Source organism: Pseudoduganella plicata, assembly GCF_004421005.1.
Classification (GTDB): Bacteria; Pseudomonadota; Gammaproteobacteria; order Burkholderiales; family Burkholderiaceae_D; genus Rugamonas; species Rugamonas plicata.
The window spans coordinates 2550989-2568452 of sequence record NZ_CP038026.1; the positions used below are offsets into that span (position 1 = coordinate 2550989).

Below are 17464 nucleotides of genomic sequence, written 5' to 3' on the forward strand. Positions count from 1 at the left end.
TCGCTGTCGGGAGACCCTGACAGTGACCGCCCCCGGAATTTTTTCTCCCCGTCTTACTCGAAGTGCGCGGCCAGCAGGCGCACGTCGTCGCCCGACAGCGTGCCGGCCGCGGAGCGCAGCCGCAGCGACGACAGCATGTAGTTGTAGCGCGCCTGCGCCAGGTCGCGCTGGGCCGTATGCAGCTGGCGCTGCGCCACCAGCAGGTCGAGGTTGATGCGCACGCCGCCCTTGATGCTTTGCTCGGTCGCCGTGATCAGCAAACGGGCCGAATCGACGGCCTTGATCAGCGCATCGATCCGGGCCACGCTGCTGACCAGGATGTTGTAATCCTTGCGCAGCTCGATCAGCACCTTGTCCGTCTGTACCTGCAGGTCTTCCTCGGCCTTGCTGCGGTTGGCCACGGCCTGGCGCGACTGCGCGCTGACGGAACCGCCCGCGTACAGCGGCACGTTCAGCTGGATACCGACACTGGACAGGTTCTGGCGCCGGTTGATCGTATTGGTCGTATCGGAATCGGACTTCTGCAGCGTGCCCACCAAATCGAGCCTCGGCGTATGCCCGGCGCGGGCGCGGGTGATTTCCTGCCGCGCGATCTCGACGCCGTAGCGCAGCGTTTTCAGGTCCGGATTGTTGTCCAGCGCCGTCTGCTTCCACACGTCGTAGCTTTGCACCTCGGCCGGGGCCGGGCGGAAGCCGGGGCGCAGCTCATCGAGCTCGCCCACTTCGCCGCCGATCACGCCGGCCAGCGTGTCCTTCGCGTTTGTCAGGTTGTCCTGCGCTTCCAGCACCTGCGCCTCGGCCAGGTCCAGGCGCGACTGCGTTTCCAGCGCGTCCGTGCGGGTGCCTTCGCCCTTGCTCAGCAACAGGTCGTTGACCTTGCGCTGTTCCGCATACATATCGCGTTCCGCCTTCGCCAGCGCAAGCTGGTCCTGGCGCAGCAGCACGTCCAGGTAGGCGCCCGTCACGCGCAGGATCACTTCCTGCCCCTGGCTGTCGAACTGCGCCGCTGCGTATTCGCTTTGCGCGTTGCCCAGCTTGTAGCGGGCATACGCATCGACGCTGACCAGCGGCTGGCGTACCTGCAGCACGGCCGAGCGGGAGATGTAGCTCTGTTCGGTACTGCGGTTGTTCACTTCATCGCGCAGGTTGTTGCGGCTGGCGCTGTAGCTGCCGGTTACCGTGGGCAGCAGTGCTGCGCGGCCCAGCACGCGGTTTTCCTTGCCGCTCTCGTTGGCGTAGAACGCCGACCGGTACGCCGGGTCGTTTTTCAGCGCGGCTTCATAGGCCTGCACGAGGTTCAGCGCCGCCGCGCTGCCGCCCTGCAGCAGCAGCGCCGCACCGACGGCCAGCGGCAGCAGGCGGATTTTCAAACGGAGTTGGTTCAACATCGTTACGTTATTCCTCGCTCAGCGACGTGTGCGCGCGGTCCAGCAGCGGCTTGAACAGGTAGCTCATCATCGAGCGTTCGCCCGTCTTGACGAACATCTCCACCGGCATGCCGGAGCGGATTGCCAGCTTGACCTTCTCGATTTCCTTCATGCCCTCGGGCGTGACGCGGGCCCGTACCACGAAGTGGGCAGCACCGGTACGCTCGTCGACCGTCCGGTCGGCCGCCACGTTGACGATTTCGCCCTGCACGTGGGGGGTATGGACCGAGTTGACGGACGAGAACGTCAGCTGCACGGGCAGGCCGTTGTGCACCTTGTCCACCAGGTTCACCGCCAGCTGGCCTTCGACGACGAGCGGGTCTTCACTCGGCACGATGTCCATCATCTTGAAGCCGGGGCCGACCACGCCGCCCTGCGTGAACACGGCGAGGTTGACGACGGTGCCACTGACAGGCGCGCGCACTTCGACGTTCTTCAGGTCCTGGCGCTGCGCGACCAGGCGGGCGCCCTGCCCGTCCGCTTCGCGCTGCACCTCGACGAGCGACGTGCGCACTTCCTTCTGATAGTCCTGCAGGCGCTGGGCGCGGCGCAGGCTCAGTTCCATGATCTGGCGCTGGGTGCGGCCGATATTGCCGATGTCTTCCGACATCTGGCCGCTCAGCTGCGCATACGTGCGCTCCAGGTCGAGCAGGCGGTTGCGCGCCACGTAGCCGTCGCGTGCCAGGTCGCGCATGCCACCCAGTTGTTCCTTCAGGATGGCCATCTGCTGCTTCTTGGCGTCGCGCGACTCCTGCAGTCCCTGCATCTGCACCTTCAGGCCGGCGATGTTTTCGTCCACGGCCGCCAGCTCGTTGCGCAGCGACGTCTGGCGCGAATTAAACAGTTGCGTCTGCGTCGCGATGACATCCGCCACGCGCGGATCCTGCTGCTTTTCCAGCAGCTCCGCTGGGAACGTGACCTTGGCCGCGCCATCGCGTTCGGCAACCAGGCGCGCCTCGGTGCCACGGGCGCTGAGGTACTGGACGTTGGTGATTTCAAACTGCGCGTTCGCCGTCACGTTATCCAACCGCACCAACACCTGGCCGGCCTTGACGACGGCGCCGTCGCGCACCAGCAGTTCGCGCACCGTGCCGCCCTGCAGGTGCTGCACGGCCTGGCGGTTCGACTGCTTGGTGACATAGCCTGGCATCGGCACGCCCTTGTCCAGCGGCGCGAAGAAGGCCCAGATCAGGAAGCCGACAAAGCCGACCAGCACGATCAGCCAGCCCGCCCGCGCGAAACCGCTCGGGTCCGTATTCACCGCAACGGGCGTGATCTCGTGCGAGACCACGTCGGCCGCCGGTTCCTTTCGTTCGATAATGCTGCTCATTATTTGCCCTGCTCTGTCGTGGTTTCCGTGGCCGGCACATTACCGGCCGCCGGCGCTGCCTGTGCCTGTACTGCCTGCGCGGCCGCCTGCTGTGCCTGTGCTGCCTGCACCTGCGCCTGCTGCGCCGCCTGCTGCTGCGCCAGCGCTTTCTGCGCGCCTTCCTTCAGCGCGTTCAGCACCTGGTCGGACGGGCCGAACAGCGCCACGGTACCGTCGCGCAGTACCAGCAGTTTGTTGGTCGCGCTGATGATATTGCTGCGGTGCGTGATCAGCACGACGGTCTTGCCGCGCTTGCGCAGGTCGGCCACGGCCCGCACCAGCGCCAGCTCGCCCGCATCGTCCAGGTTCGAGTTCGGTTCGTCCAGCACGATCAGCGACGGGTCGCCGTACATCGCGCGGGCCAGGCCGAGACGCTGCTTCTGGCCGCCGGACAGGCCGGCGCCGCCTTCGCCCAGCATGGTGTCGTAGCCCTTCGGCAAGTGCAGAATCATCTCGTGCACCTGGGCCCGCATTGCGGCCGCGACTACCTGCTCGGGATCGACCGTGCCGAAGCGGGCGATGTTCTCGCTTACCGTCCCGGCAAACAGTTCGATATCCTGCGGCAGGTAGCCCAGGTAGGGCCCCAGCTCGCCCTTGTTCCATTGGTGGATGTCGGCGCCATCGAGGCGCACCTTGCCAGCCATCGCCGGCCACACGCCGATCATCAGCCGCGCCAGCGTGGATTTGCCGGTGCCGCTCGGCCCGATCACGCCCAGCACGTCGCCAGGCTGCAGGGCGAAGTTGACGTTACGCAGCAGCGGCACCTGCGATCCGGGCGGCGCCGCGGTCACACCTTCCACCGCCAGCGCACCGACCGGTTTCGGCAGCGGCATGCCCGCATCGCGCTTCGGATTGCCCTGCAACAGCGAGATCAGGCGCTCGTACGCGCTGGTGGCGCCGCTCCAGTTCTTGTAGACGCCGATCACGCCCTGCACCGGCGCCAGCGCGCGGCCAACGAGGATCGATGCGGCAATCATCATGCCGCCGGAAATTTTATTCTCAAGCACCAGCAGCGCGCCGAAACCCAGCGTCAGCGACTGCAGCGAGACCTGGACGAACTTGGTGGCGGCCGCGATGCGTCCCGCCTTTTCGCTGGCGACGGCCTGCAATTGCAGGAACTTGGCATGCAGCTTGAACCAGCGGCCCATCAGGTTCGGCAGCATCCCCATCGATTCGATGATTTCCGCGTTGCGCAGATTGTTGTTGGCAGCGGCAACCGACTGGATGGCCATCGTGTTGGCCTCTTTCAGCGGCGCGCTGGTCACGCGTTCGTTCAGCACGGCCAGGCCGATCAGGATCAAGGTACCGCCCAGTGCGAACAAGCCAAGGGTCGGCTCGAACGCGAAGATCACCAGCAGGTAGATGGGGAACCACGGCGCGTCGAAGAAGGCGAACAGCGCATTGCCCGTGAGGAACTGGCGGATCGTCGTCAGATCCTGCAGCGCCTGGCCGGCGTTGTTGGCGCCCGACTTCAGGTTGTGCTCGAACGCCGCCGTGTAGACACGCTTGTTCAGCTCCATGTCGAACTTGGCGCCGACGCGGATCAGCATGAAGCTGCGGATCAGCTCCAGGCCGGCCATCAGCGCGTACGCGCCCAGCATCATCAGGGTGAGCATCAACAGCGTGATCTCGTTGCGGCTGCCAAGCACGCGATCGTACACCTGCAACATGTAGATCGACGGTACCAGCATCAGCATATTGGTGATGGCGGAGAACGTGCCGATGGTGATGAAGGTGCGCTTGAAGCCCAGCAGTGTCTGCTGGATTTCGTTCTTCGCTTTTAAAAAATTGTTTTTCATGTATTTGCTCTGCTCAAGAACCCGCTGGGCGCACGCACGGACGCACTTCGCGCGCGGGAATGCATATTATGGCGCAAAACCGCGTAAATTTGTGATGTGCATCACAAAATAATGCTACAGGCAAAAAAAACCCCGCCGTCTTGCAACAGCGGGGTTTGATTTCGCGAGCCAGCCCGAAGGCTGGCCGCGCCACGTGATTATACGTGGGTGATGATGCCGTTGTCGAACTTCAGTTGCTCTGGAGCCACACCGGTGATGGTGATGGTCAGAACTTCTGCGACCGAAGCGCTGGAGCCGAAGGCCGTGGTTTCCACGTAGACCTTGGTGCCCGTGCCCGATTTCTCGAAGAACACTTCCAGGTCGGTGTTGACGCCTTTGGTCAGATCGCCGGTGGTGTTCAGCTTGTAGCCCGAACCAACGTACAGGACGTCGTCGCCAGCCACACCGAAGTTCACCAGGGTCGACGCTTTGGCATCGGCCAGGAAGATGTCGTTGCCCGACGTACCGGCAGCAGCGGCGCCCAGCGTGACAGGCACGTTGAACTCGTTGGCCGTGAACGTGCCTTGAGCGAACTTGATAGCTTCGTTCAGGCCAGCCAGCTGCGTAGCCGTAGCTTGCGCTGCGGTCAGGTCAGCCGTTGCTTTCGTCAGCGTTTCGATGGTCTTCTGCGCACCTTCAACAGCCGTTTTGGTCGTGTCGACGGTAGCGGTCAGTGGGTTTGCATCGTCAGCCGTGGTGTACGCGGTGACCAGACCCTGGAAGTCGGACAGGGCCTTGGCGGCGTCTGGCGTGCCAGCAGCGACGTTTGCTTCCAGAGCGGTGATCTCAGCGGTGATCTGAGCAGCGGTTGGCAGCGCGTTGTCAGCCAGGTCGCCGGTCAGCTTGATGGCTTGACCAACAGCGATCAGCTCGTCGGAGGAGCCGGCCTTCAGGTCAGCAACGTCCACGCCGAATTGTGCGGCGACGGTCGCGGTGTGAGCAGCGACTTCAGCTGCGTCAGCGGTTTCCTTGGCAACCGTTGCGTTCAGCAGGGCGGTAACGCCTTTGAACGTCGTTTCGGTCACGCCGGTGCCCAGCGCCAGATTGCCCTTAGCGTCCAGAACGATCAGATCGGTGGATGCGCCGCCGTCTTTCGTGTACTTGGCAGTGCCGTTGCCGGACACATCGAAGGTAACGACCGTACCCGAAGCCAGTTCGAAAGTCGACTCAGCAGCCGTCAGAGCGATGCCAGCTTGTGCTTGCGTCGTTTCAGCGGTCTTCTCGGCAGCGACAGCAGCAGCGCGCGTTGCGATCAGCGTCGACAGGCCTTCGACCTTGTCAGCAGCCGTCACAGCGGTTGCGTAGGCTTTCTCGGCTTCGCCCAGAGCTTTCGTGTTGGCAGTAACCTGGTCGGCCAGCAGAGCGGCTTTGATGCCTTCCGATTTGCCAGCGTAATCGCCAGTGATCAGGGCGTCAATGTTCGTTTCAGCGGTGGTGACTTTGCCAGCGATCGAAACTTCGGTAGCGCTGGTCTTTGCATCGTTATCGCCGTCAGCGGTGACCAGGAAGGCGGTCTTCGCGTCGATAGCGGTGTCCAGAGCGGCCAGGGCAGCCGTCATGACGAATGGCGTACCAGCGTGCACGACGTCGGCAACGACTTCGTTCAGGTTAGCCGGAGCAACAGCGGCAGCGTACGAAGCATCGGTGGTCACGCCAGCGATGAATTCTTTTGCCAGTTTCAGGGCTTCGGCGCCAGCGTAGCCAGCTTTTTCAGCGTCGGTGTCCAGAGCGGTCGTGAAGGCTTCAGCAGCTTTCACTTTGTTGTTGTACGCGGTCAGGTCGGTGCCTTGCGCGCCGCCGGCGATGTCCTTGACAACCAGGTCAACGGTGATGCGCTTTTCAGTCAGGGCGTTAGCGTAGAACGCGCGGCCGGTTGCGTCAGCAGTGTGACCGAAAATGTTCTTGTAGATCGTGTCAACGATTTGCTCGTTGGTCTGACCTGCGAACGCGTCCTTGTATTCCGGGGACTTGGCGAATTCAGCGGAAACAGCAGCGGTGTTGCCGTTGGCTTTTTCAACAACGCCTTCCCAGAAAACCAGACCACCTGGGTCTGCTGGGCGGTTGAAGTAAGCGACGTACAGTTTTTGCAGGTCGTTGTAGTAGGTAGTTGCCATGTATAGCTCCTGAGAGATCGTTAGATCGAAAGTCATCAATATTGCAGCCACAAAAGTGTTCTGCAGCCCAACGCCCCGAATCATGACAGAAGGGATCATCCCAAAATGTGATCACCGTCACACTCTAGGAAAATTCTTCATCTTTTTCGACGTTTTCCTAATATCCAATTGTTGGGCAAACAATTGGCCGGGAATTATCGTGCAACTTTGGCGGGAACACAAGGCTGACTCAATTGTGCGCAAAATGTGCGCGATTATGTGATCGGCGATACAACACATCGCCCATTCTCTCCGGAAGAACCAGGTTCTGCAGGCGCTGCTCCTGTCAGGCTTACCGGGTGGCGTGTGCTTCCCAGCGGCTCGACGTCCCACCACACGCCCAATAAAAACCCCGTGCGCGGACGGGGTTTCGAAATGCTATTTATTTAATGCCGCCACAAGGCGGCGCCATTCACCGTCCGGTTTTTATCGAGCCGGGCATCGAAGATATAAACGGCGGTGCCATTGTGTTCGTTGCTGAGCAACCCCTGCACATTCATGACACCAGTGCGGCCGGCCGGATCGTCACCGTACAGCCTGCCATTCTTGCCGAGCACGCCCTGGGCCTGCAGGCCGAACGTCTCTTTCAGGCTGGTCACGTCGGCACTGGTGACGAAACTGCGGGCGCCGAAATCGACCGTCAGCTTGCCGTTGCTCATCGACGCTGGACTTTCAATCCGCTTGGTGCCATAGTCGGTGTACATATACACATCGCTTTGGGCGAGTTTAAAGCCCATCGAACCGCGCTCGGGGGCCACATATTCCCGTCCAGACGTCTGGTACAACGCGAAGTTGCCGTTGGTGGCCAATAACTGGCTGCGCTTGTTCTCGATCAGCATATTTATCTGAGGAACCTGGCCCAGCACGGATTGCCAGCGCCCCCACACAATGCCACGCTCCGGCTGGAGTGGTTCAGGATCAGGCACGATTACGGGTGGCACCAGCACCGGAGGTACAATTATCGGTGGCACGCTTACAGGCGGCGGTACGACCACAGGATTATCTTTTGGCGGCGGCTGGTTCGCGGTCGTTACCGCGACGAGACTATCGCTCTTCTTTGCGTCGAGGTTCGGGCCCGAGGCAATCGCGGAGCCGCCTGCGGCGTGGGCCACGGGCTCATCCGTGCGCGGTGGTGTCACCTCGTCCGGCGTGGACTCGCCACCTCGCAGCACCTCCGGTGCAGCCTTGCCCTTTTGTACTCGAAGCAATTGACCTTTCTGCGCAGCGAACAACTCGCGACTGGCAGCGCCTTCGCACGGCCCTGCCCCCTCGGGACGGCAACCCTCGCCAAAACCGCTGACCACGACACCGCCCGTCAGCACGGTAACGCTCGTCGTCACGTTATCCGTAAACACGGTGAAGTCGGTACCGCGCACACCGATCGCGGCGACGGGCGTATTGAAGCGGAAATTCTGCCTTGCCTGCTTGACGGCATCACCCGAGCGCGCGCGCGCAACGCCCTTGACGAGCTCGAATTTGACGCGGGTATTCTGCGGGTTGGCCTGGTCGACGCGGTACGTCACCACGCGCGCTTCCGAGTTGGGGCGCAGGATGAACAGACCGTTGTCGAGCGTCTTCACATAGACGAACCCATCGGCGCCCGTGCGCACGACGGCGCCTTCCCGTACGGTCGCGCCGACCGCTGCCGCCTCCCCGTCGAGCTGGCTGTTACCTGCAGCGAAAATGATCTTGCCCGCGTCGTCGGCCCAGGCGCAGGACGAGATAAGGAAAGCGAAGCTCAGGAATAGGTGGCGCAGCATAGGGGATCCGGAAAGTAAGAGGACGTGTAACGTCAACGTGTAACGGCTACGATGTGGAAGCAAATCGGGGCGCCGGATAAAACGAGATGACACGCTTTGCATTCTAGCCGAATCGGTCAGGCGTTCCGAATGCCTTACATTTTGTAGCAAAATCGGTGAGAGCCGGTCACCAGGGCAAAGATCGGCCCGCCGGGGGACCACGGCACGGTCGCACACGATATACTTGCCGATTCACACTTTATTATCAGTTACGTGCCTCATCTCTCTGAACGGCCTGTCAAACCGCCCCGCTCACCGCTGCTGCGGGCGGGGCTCGTCCGCGCGGCCATTGCCGCGCTGGCGGTTTGCGCGACGCTGGCGGGCGAGGCGCTGCCGGGGCACTTTTCGTACTTCGGTAACGAATGGTTACGGGACATTTTCCTGCAACTGCAAAAAAGTGATGCGCCAGAACAACGAATCTTGATCGTCGACATAGACGAAATCAGCACCGACCGGCTCGGCCCATGGCCCTGGCCACGTACCCGCATTGCGGATCTGGTCGAAACGCTGCTGGGGCATTACGGCGTGCGCGGCGTGGCGCTGGACATCGTGCTGCCCGATCCGCGCGATGCGGATGGCGACCGCCGTCTGGCGATGCTGTCGGAGCACGGGCCACTGGTGCTGGCCCAGGCGTTCGACTTCCAGGCCGGCCGGCCGCAAGCGCTGCTGGACGGACAGCCCGGCGGCACCACCACCCGTTACGGCAACAGGGGCGTGCCGGCCACGGGCTACATCGCCACGCATGCTGCGCTGTCCCGCAGCGGCAAGGTGGGCAATATCGGCTTCGTGCCCGATGCGGACGGCGTGCTGCGCCGGATACCCCTGCTGACCCGTTTCGACGGCCGCACGTATCCCGCGCTTGGCGTGGCACTGGTGGAATGCTGCAGCGGCGGCGCCCCGCTGGTGCTGCCACCGGCCGATGTCGCGCGCATCCCGTACCGGCGCGACTGGAGCGCCTACACTGTCGCCACCGCGGCGGAAATCCTGGACGGTGCCTACGCCGCGGATGCTTTCCGCGACCGGCTGGTTGTGATCGGCTCGTCGTCGCTGGGGCAAGGCGACCGCGTCGCCACGCCGCTGGGCAGCAGTCGCCCCGGCCTGGGGGTGCAGGCGGACATCCTGTCGATGCTGCTCGATTGGCAGGCCGGCAAGGCGCCATCGCCCTGGCCGGGCACGCTGATCGCCTGCCTGTTTGCGCTGGCATCCACCGGCGTGGCGCTGCTGGGCTTCCCGCGCCTGTCCGCCATTGCCAGCGTGGGCCTGCTGGGCACCATGGCGCTGCTGTGGCTGGGCATCGCCTGGTTCCTCAGCGTGCACGACCCCGACTTCGTCACCACCGGGCCGCTGGCAACGCACCTCGTGCTGCTGGCGCTGGCCGTGCCGTACCAGTGGCAGCTCGCGCAGCAACGCTCGCGGCACCTGCTCAATACGCTGCGGCAATACGTGGCGCCGGAAGTCGTGGCCGAGCTGCTGCGCCGCGACGACGGCGATCCGCTCAAGCCGCAGCGCTTCGACGTCACCACGCTGATTGCCGACATGCAGGGCTATACGAGCCAGGTCGAGACCCTGACGGTCGAGGACGCCGCCCGCCTGACGCGCGACTTCCTCGAATGCCTGACCGGTCCCGTCATTGCGCACCGCGGCACGCTGGACAAGTACACGGGCGACGGCCTCGTTGCCTTTTTTGGCGCACCGTTGCCGCTGGAGCACCATGCCGACATGGCGCTGGACGCGGCCGCGGACATCGTCCGGCGCGTCGAGGAACTCAGCCGTGCTCGAGTGGCCGGCGGCCATCCGCCACTGCGGGTGCGCATCGGCATCGAAAGCGGTATTGCGCTGGCGGGCGACTTTGGCACCGTATTCCGCAGTATTTATACGGCAGTGGGCGACAGCGTCAACACGGCGGCACGCCTGGAGCAGGCCGCCCGTGAATTTCCGCACGATATTATTATTGGCGCCGGCGTCGTCCAGCGCGCGCAACGGCATGACTTCGTTCCACTGGGAGAGCGTATCCTGCGTGGCAAGGAAAAGCCGACAGCGCTGTACACCCTGGCTGCCCCGAAGGATGCACCATTGAACAACCCATCTCACTCTCGCCTGCCATGACGGACCGATTCATCCCCCGACTCATCTGCTCGCTGCTGCTGGCCTTGCTGGCCGGGCTGGCGCAGGCGTCGGACCCGGCCGCCGACGGCGCCGCGAGCGAAAACCAGGAAACCTACCGCAAGGCGCTGCAGTCGATCGCGGAAGGGCGCAAGGACGACGCCATCCGCATGCTGGAACAGGTCATCCGCAGCGAAGCCAAGCATGCCGGCGCCTGGCTCGACCTGGCGCTGATCCGCTGCGCGCTAGGCCAGCGCGAGGAAGCCGAACGCCTGTTTGTCCATATCGAACAGAATTTCGACCCGCCGCCCGGCATCCTGGAGCTGATCGCGCAATCGCGCGCGGGCGGCTGCGCCGGCTGGCAACCGCTCAGCCAGACGTCGGTCAGCATCGGCCGCGGCCTGTCGCAGAACGTCAACCAGGGCACGCGCGCCAACGGCACCGATCTCGGCCTGCCGGTGGACCTGCCCGTATCGGACGAGTTCCGCCCCATGCACGACCAGTACAACGCGCTGACGGTGGACTATATGCGCGAACTGACGGGCAACGGCGCCATGGGCTTTGCCCAGTTCCAGGGTCGTCGCTACGACCAGCTGAACGATTACGACACCGTCTCGCTGTTTGTCGGGGCCGAGGCGCCCTGGCGCGTGGGCGACGTCACCGTGCGCGGCAGTGCGCTGGCCGGTCTCGTCACGCTGGGCGGCCAGCTGTACCAGCGACAGGCACAGGCGCAGGTGCGCGCCACCATGCCGTGGACACTGCCGTATGGCACCAGGCTGCAGCTGTCCGGCAGCATTAATCACCTGCAATACCTCACCTTGCGGAACTTCGACGCCAACACGGCCGAGCTGCGCAGCCAGTTGCTGTACCGCGACGACGCGCTGTACGCAACCGCCAGCGCTTCGTACATGAACGACCATGCGATCGCCGACCGCCCGGGTGGCGACCGCAGCGGCTGGCTGTTCAGCTCGCTCGTTCGCTACCAGCTGCTGCGCGACCTGACGGGCGAACTGGGCGTCAGCCGCCAGACGTGGAACAACCGCAGCGCGTATTCGCCCGGCCTGATCGACGTCGTACGCCGGCAGCGCACCAACGTCTGGCGCGGCATGCTGAGCTATGCCGTCACGCGCAACCAGGCCATCGTCGTCGAGGGCAGGCTCATCCGTAACAGCGAGAACATTTCGCTGTTTGAGTACAATGACAAACAACTGCAGATCAGCTGGCAGTGGCAGAGCCAATAGGGACGGGTAAGGGGAAATGGGCGTACGCAGCGATCAGAAGGCCGTGGCGGCATCGGACAATGTCCAGCTGCAGGTGCACTTGCGCAAGATTCCGCTGCTGGCCGAGCTGACGCCAGAGGAACTGGCGCGCGTCGCCACCGAAATCCGCATCCGCCAGTACGGCAAGCGCGAAGTGGTGCTGCACAAGGGCGGCAGCGGCGACGGCCTGCTGTTCCTGCTGGCCGGCCAGTTGCAGGTCATCGATATCACGGAAGACGGCCGCGCCGTCGGCCTGCGCATGCTCGAGCCGGGCGACTTTTTCGGCGAAATCGCCCTGATCAACAATTCCACCCGCTCCGCGTCTGTCGTGGCGATGTCGCCCGTCATCGTCGCCTTCCTGCCGGCGCAGACGGCACTGCACCTGTTCTCGCACGTGCCTTCCGTGGCCCGGCAGATGCTGCGGCACCTGGCCGAGAAGATCCAGCGCGACTCGGAGTTCCGCTCGCTGCTCAGTATCAACAACACGAACCGGCGCATCTACGCCTACCTCGTGCTGATGAAGAAGCAGACGCCCGAGGGCGAAGTGGTCGACAACCTGCCGACGCACCAGGACATCGCCAACATGATCAATACCAGCCGCGAGACGGTGACGCGGGCGCTGCTGGCGCTGGTGCAGCACGGCATCGTGCGCAAGGACAGCCACCGGCTCGTTATCGTCGACCCGGAGCGGCTGCAGAATCTGGTGCATAAAGAGTAGGCGCTGTCACCCCGTCCCAATGAACTGTCGCGTTGGCATCAACTACCGCGCGGCAACAACGCCGCCTTGAGCAACAATTGCGGCGTGGCGATCTGCCGTTCCTCGAGCTCGTGCCGCCACCCCAGGTAGTTGGGCAGATAGCGACTGGCCACACCATGGAATCGTAGCAACCACACCTTGAACCGGCTGTGATAGCCGTTCACGCCTTGGATATGGATGACGTCATTGCCGCGATCGCCGGCCTGGATATTCAGCGCCCGGTGCCGGATACCGGCGGCCTCGGCAAACGCCGCATAAGCCGTGGCACCGTCCGTGACCAACAGCGCGTGAAGAGACAGCACGGGTGGCAGACACGCTTTCAACTGCGCTGCGGTTACCCTGCCCCGCCCTGTCACGAAGTCGCACGTCTGGCGCATGCGGTCACGCGCCACCAGGATGCAGTCAAGCTCCCGGCTGATGCCGCGGCGACTGGCCGCGCCACCGCGCCGGCGCGCCGGCCGGGTCAGATGACGTGAACCCTTCTGCGACTCCAATAAGTACGTCTCATCCGCTTCTACGATTCCTTGCAGGGGTTTCGGACGATCTTCTTTCGCCATCGCCAGGAACCGGTGGCGCCAGCGGAAGCTGGTATTGCGATGGATCCCAATGGCGTCGGCGGCGTCACGCACCGTCATCGAGCCCAGCATGCACTGCAGGAACGGCAGCCATTTTTCCCGCAGGCGGATAAAGGCCAACGGCGTATTGGTCAGGGCGTTGAACGAGCGCGTGCATTCGCGGCAGCGATAGCGCTGCAGCCCGTAGAACACGCCATGGCGGTACAACCTGGTGCCTTGGCAGTGCGGACAGCAGCGAAGTTTCGAACCGCGCTCTTCGATAATGGCAATGCAGTCCCGCAGCGACGTGCTGCGGGCGATCCGTTCGCGCAACACATCGGCCTGCTGCCCGGTGAGTTCCGTCAGGCATTGCAGCGTTTGCGCCGCCAGCTGCTCGAAGTCACGTGCTTCCATTTTTCACCTCCGGCTGAGGGGTTCACGAAGGTATGACAATGGTCGAGCCGGGAAGTTCATTGAGACCAGGGCACAGCGCTAAAGAGTAGGCCACGACTGATACCCTGTATCAATCAGTTACATCTCTGGCAAGGCAGTGCGCTATAATTGCCGGTCCTGAAATTTGTACCGCCGCAGTTCCCGCGGACACCCTACTCCAAATGCGCACAGTTACGATGGCCGGCTGCAGCTTGTCCACACGAGGTTTCCTGTAATGGCGGGAGCTTTGCTGCGCGCCATCTGGAACTATCGCGGCTTCATCTTCGGCAGCGTCCGGCGCGAATTCCAGTCCAAATACCGCAACACGATGCTGGGTGCCAGCTGGGCAGTGCTGAGCCCGCTGGCGCTGGTGCTCGTCTATACGCTGATCTTCTCGCAGGTCATGCACAGCCGCCTGCCCGGTGCGACCTCGCCGTACGCGTACAGCATCTACCTGTGCGCCGGCGTGCTGACGTGGGGCCTGTTCGCCGAGATCACCACACGCGGCCAGGTCATGTTCCTGGAGAACGGCAACCTGCTGAAGAAGATCAGCTTCCCGCGCATCAGCCTGCCGATCATCGTGGTCGCCAATGCTCTCGTCAACTTCGCCATCGTCTTCTCGCTGTTCATCGCGTTCCTCTTGATTACCGGCCAGTTCGTCGGCCTGCCCTTCCTGGGCCTCGTGCCCGTGCTGGCGATCCAGATCCTGCTCTCCATCGGCCTGGCGCTGGTGCTGGGCATCCTGAACGTGTTTTTCCGCGACGTGGGCCAGTTCTTCAATATCGCGATCCAGTTCTGGTTCTGGCTGACGCCCGTCGTCTATCCGTTCTCGATCATTCCGGCAACGCTGCAACCGTGGCTGCTGTGGAATCCGATGACGCCCCTGATCCAGAGCTATCAGCGCGTGCTGGTGGACGGCCAGTGGCCGCACTGGCCGCAGCTGGCATGGCCGCTGGTCCTGGCATTGCTGCTGTGCGTGCTGGGACTGAAACTGTTCCGCAAACGCGCCAACGAAATGGTGGACGAACTGTAATGGGCAGCATCACCGTACGCCAGGTCGGCAAGGCTTATAAACAATATCCGACACGCTGGTCGCGCCTGGCCGAATGGGCGCTGCCCATGCTGGGCACGCGGCACTCGCTGAAGTGGGTGCTGCGCGACATCGATTTCCATATCGAAGCGGGCGAAGCCGTCGGCCTGATCGGCGTCAACGGCGCCGGCAAAAGCACGCTGCTGAAACTCATCACGGGCACGTCGCAGCCGACCACCGGCGTCATCACGACGCATGGCCGCGTGGCCGCGCTGCTGGAACTGGGCATGGGCTTCCACCCCGATTTCACCGGCCGCCAGAATGTGCTGATCGCCGGTCAGCTGCTGGGCCTGTCGCTGGAGGAAATCAGCGCACTGATGTCCGAGATCCTCGAATTTGCCGAGATCGGCGAATACATCGACCAGCAGGTGCGCGTGTATTCGAGCGGCATGCAGATGCGCCTGGCGTTCAGCGTGGCCACCTGCGTGCGGCCCGACATCCTGATCGTGGACGAAGCGCTGGCCGTGGGCGACGTGTTCTTCCAGCAGAAGTGCTTCGCCCGCATCGAAAGCTTCACGAAAGCCGGCACGACGTTGCTGTTCGTGTCGCACAGCGCCGGCACGGTGCTCAACATCTGCAACCGCTGCATCTTCCTGCGCAACGGCGCCGTCGCGTTTGACGGCGCGCCGGCCGACGCGCTCGACCTGTACCAGGCCGAGCTGCTGGGCCGGCTGGACCAGGCACCCGACCAGCTGCAGATCCGCGCTGCGACAGCGGTCGCGCCGGTGCCGGCGAAAGACGATCTGGTGGCGCTGACCGGCAAGACGGGCAGCATCACCACACCGTCCGTCGACTGCGTGCTGGTGCGCATGCTGGACGCCCACGGGAACGAACGCACCACCCTGATCGCCGACCAGCCGGCCACGCTGCAGATCGAATACCTGCTGCATGAAAGCCTGCGCGACCCGCACGTCGGCTTCAAGATCCGCAACCGCTTCGGCGTAGTCCTGTTCGAAACGAACAGCTACTGCATGGGCCAGCCGTCCCGGCCTGTCGCCGCCGGCACCGTGCTGACGGCGAACTTCACGGTGCCGCTGGTGCTGGTGCCGGACGAGTACACGATCACCGTCGGCTTCAGCGACGGCGGCTACGGCGAAGGATCGTTCGAGCGCGTCCTGAACTACATGCACGAAGTGCACTGCTTCGTCGTCGCTCGCAATCCGGAAGCGATCACGTGGAGCGGCCTGGTAAACCTGCAGCCGCAACTGCAGCTCTCCACGCGCTGAATTTACCTTGGAATCCCTATGTCAGACATTCGTACAAAGTCTCCGGAGGGGGTTGCAGCCGCCGCCCTGATTTCCGGTCCGTACCGCGGCCTGCCGGCCGCCTTCGCGCTGGAGCGGGCATGACCTTCATTTCGTACGCCCAGAATTTCGAGGACGTGCTGCTGTGGCGCGCACTGAAACACGTGCCGCAGGGCTTCTACATCGACGTCGGCGCCAACGACCCGGAGGAGCACTCCGTCACCAAGGCGTTCTATGACGCCGGCTGGCGCGGCATCAATATCGAGCCGATGCCGTCGTACCACGGAACCTTCCTGGAACAGCGCCCGCGCGACATCAACCTCGCCGTCGCCTGCGGCGCCGCCCAGGGGTCGATCACGCTGTTCGACACGCCCGCCGTCAACGGCTGGGCCTCCACCGACGCGGCCACCGCCCGGGCGCACCGCGCCGAGGGTGTCGAAGTCGTCGAGGTCGAAGTGCCGCTGCGCACGCTGAACGACATCTGCGCCGAATATGCCGAAGGCGACATCCATTTCCTGAAAATCGACGTGGAAGGCTTCGAAGGCGAAGTCCTGCGCGGCCTGGACCTGCGCCGCTGGCGCCCATGGCTGCTGGCAATCGAGGCCACGCTGCCGAACAGCCGCGAGACGGTGCACGAGCAGTGGGAACACCTCGTCACGCCGTTCGGCTACCGCTTCGCCTACTTCGATGGCCTGAACCGCTACTACGTGGCCGACGAACACGCCGAACTGCTGGACGTGCTGAACGTGCAGGCCAACGTGTTCGACGACTTCGTCACCCACCACCTGGACAAGGCGCAGGCCCGCAGCGCAGCGCTGGCGCAGGAAGCAAGCAGCAACTGGCAGCGCGTCGAGGAACTGGCAGCGCAGTTGGAAAAAAGTCAGGGCGCGCTGGCAGCGCAGCTTGAGCAAACAAGGGATGTAACCGTCCGGCTGCAGCAGACACAAGGAGTGCTCACCGCCGTACAGGAACAGGCAGAGCAAGCCACGCTTGGCCTGCATGCTGCCGAAGGCCGCATCCACACACTGCAGGCGGCGCTGCACGAATCGGACGAATGGGGCCGCAACCTGGAACAGCGCCTGATCGCAACATACGCCAGCACCTCGTGGCGCATCACGGCGCCATTGCGCTTTATCGCCCGGCGCGGCCCGGACAGCCTGCCCAATATCGCGCGGCGCAAGGCGAAGGGCGCGCTGCGCCGCAGCCTGCGCTGGGTCACGTCGCAGGAAGCGCTGCGCCGCACGCTGCTGCCGCTGATCGACCGTTCGCCGTGGCTGCAGGCCAGGGTCGCGCGCGTGCTGGCGGCAGCGAAGAACGCCACGTCGGACAACGTCTCCAATGTACAGAGCGTGCCGCAACAACTGCGCGAGCTGCCGGAATCGGCCCGCGCCGTGCTGGCCGACCTGCAGCAGGCCTATAAAGAACAAGCGAAATTTTGA

12 protein-coding genes are annotated in these 17464 nt (G+C 63.7%); 6 read left to right on the forward strand and 6 right to left on the reverse strand.

Annotated features, from left to right (window positions below):
• Window positions 1-53: 53 nt before the first annotated feature.
• The 5 genes from E1742_RS11170 to E1742_RS11190 form a co-directional block, all read right to left on the reverse strand.
• Window positions 54-1388, reverse strand: coding sequence for a TolC family outer membrane protein (locus E1742_RS11170; protein ID WP_134384942.1), 1335 nt, complete (start codon window positions 1386-1388; stop codon window positions 54-56).
• 7 nt (window positions 1389-1395) lie between these two features.
• Window positions 1396-2757: an HlyD family type I secretion periplasmic adaptor subunit gene (locus tag E1742_RS11175; RefSeq protein WP_134384943.1), complete on the reverse strand. Its 1362-nt coding sequence runs from the start codon at window positions 2755-2757 to the stop codon at window positions 1396-1398.
• Entirely contained in the window at window positions 2757-4595 is a 1839-nt protein-coding gene (locus tag E1742_RS11180) for a type I secretion system permease/ATPase (protein ID WP_134384944.1), read from the reverse strand. Before E1742_RS11180 ends, E1742_RS11175 begins: the two co-directional genes overlap by 1 nt.
• Before the next feature lie 197 nt (window positions 4596-4792).
• Window positions 4793-6748, reverse strand: coding sequence for a DUF4214 domain-containing protein (locus E1742_RS11185; RefSeq protein ID WP_166793462.1), 1956 nt, complete (start codon window positions 6746-6748; stop codon window positions 4793-4795).
• A 425-nt stretch (window positions 6749-7173) separates the two neighbouring features.
• Window positions 7174-8547, reverse strand: a complete 1374-nt coding sequence (locus E1742_RS11190) for a FecR family protein (RefSeq protein WP_134384946.1) — start codon at window positions 8545-8547, stop codon at window positions 7174-7176.
• 252 nt (window positions 8548-8799) lie between these two features.
• Here E1742_RS11190 and E1742_RS11195 point away from each other — a divergent pair, with 252 nt between their 5' ends.
• Genes E1742_RS11195 through E1742_RS11205 form a run of 3 tightly spaced genes read left to right on the forward strand, consistent with a single transcriptional unit; the run spans window position 8800 to window position 12666 of the window.
• Window positions 8800-10692: a CHASE2 domain-containing protein gene (locus E1742_RS11195; RefSeq protein WP_371860216.1), complete on the forward strand. Its 1893-nt coding sequence runs from the start codon at window positions 8800-8802 to the stop codon at window positions 10690-10692.
• Entirely contained in the window at window positions 10689-11930 is a 1242-nt protein-coding gene (locus E1742_RS11200; protein ID WP_134384947.1) for a tetratricopeptide repeat protein, read from the forward strand. The genes E1742_RS11195 and E1742_RS11200 overlap by 4 nt, the downstream gene beginning before the upstream one ends.
• Before the next feature lie 16 nt (window positions 11931-11946).
• Window positions 11947-12666 carry a Crp/Fnr family transcriptional regulator gene (locus E1742_RS11205; RefSeq protein ID WP_134384948.1) on the forward strand — a complete coding sequence of 240 codons (720 nt, stop codon included), beginning with the start codon at window positions 11947-11949 and terminating at the stop codon, window positions 12664-12666.
• 38 nt (window positions 12667-12704) lie between these two features.
• Here E1742_RS11205 and E1742_RS11210 read toward each other — a convergent pair whose 3' ends face one another.
• Window positions 12705-13673, reverse strand: coding sequence for an IS1595 family transposase (locus tag E1742_RS11210; RefSeq protein ID WP_134384949.1), 969 nt, complete (start codon window positions 13671-13673; stop codon window positions 12705-12707).
• A gap of 253 nt (window positions 13674-13926) precedes the next feature.
• On the opposite strand from E1742_RS11210, the gene E1742_RS11215 reads away from it, so the two are divergent.
• The 3 genes from E1742_RS11215 to E1742_RS11225 all read left to right on the forward strand — a co-directional run bounded on the left by E1742_RS11215 (window position 13927) and on the right by E1742_RS11225 (window position 17464).
• On the forward strand, window positions 13927-14724 hold the full coding sequence (locus tag E1742_RS11215; RefSeq protein ID WP_134384950.1) for an ABC transporter permease: 798 nt from the start codon (window positions 13927-13929) through the stop codon (window positions 14722-14724).
• Window positions 14724-16007: an ABC transporter ATP-binding protein gene (locus E1742_RS11220; protein ID WP_134384951.1), complete on the forward strand. Its 1284-nt coding sequence runs from the start codon at window positions 14724-14726 to the stop codon at window positions 16005-16007. The genes E1742_RS11215 and E1742_RS11220 overlap by 1 nt, the downstream gene beginning before the upstream one ends.
• A gap of 119 nt (window positions 16008-16126) precedes the next feature.
• Window positions 16127-17464, forward strand: coding sequence for an FkbM family methyltransferase (locus E1742_RS11225; protein WP_134384952.1), 1338 nt, complete (start codon window positions 16127-16129; stop codon window positions 17462-17464).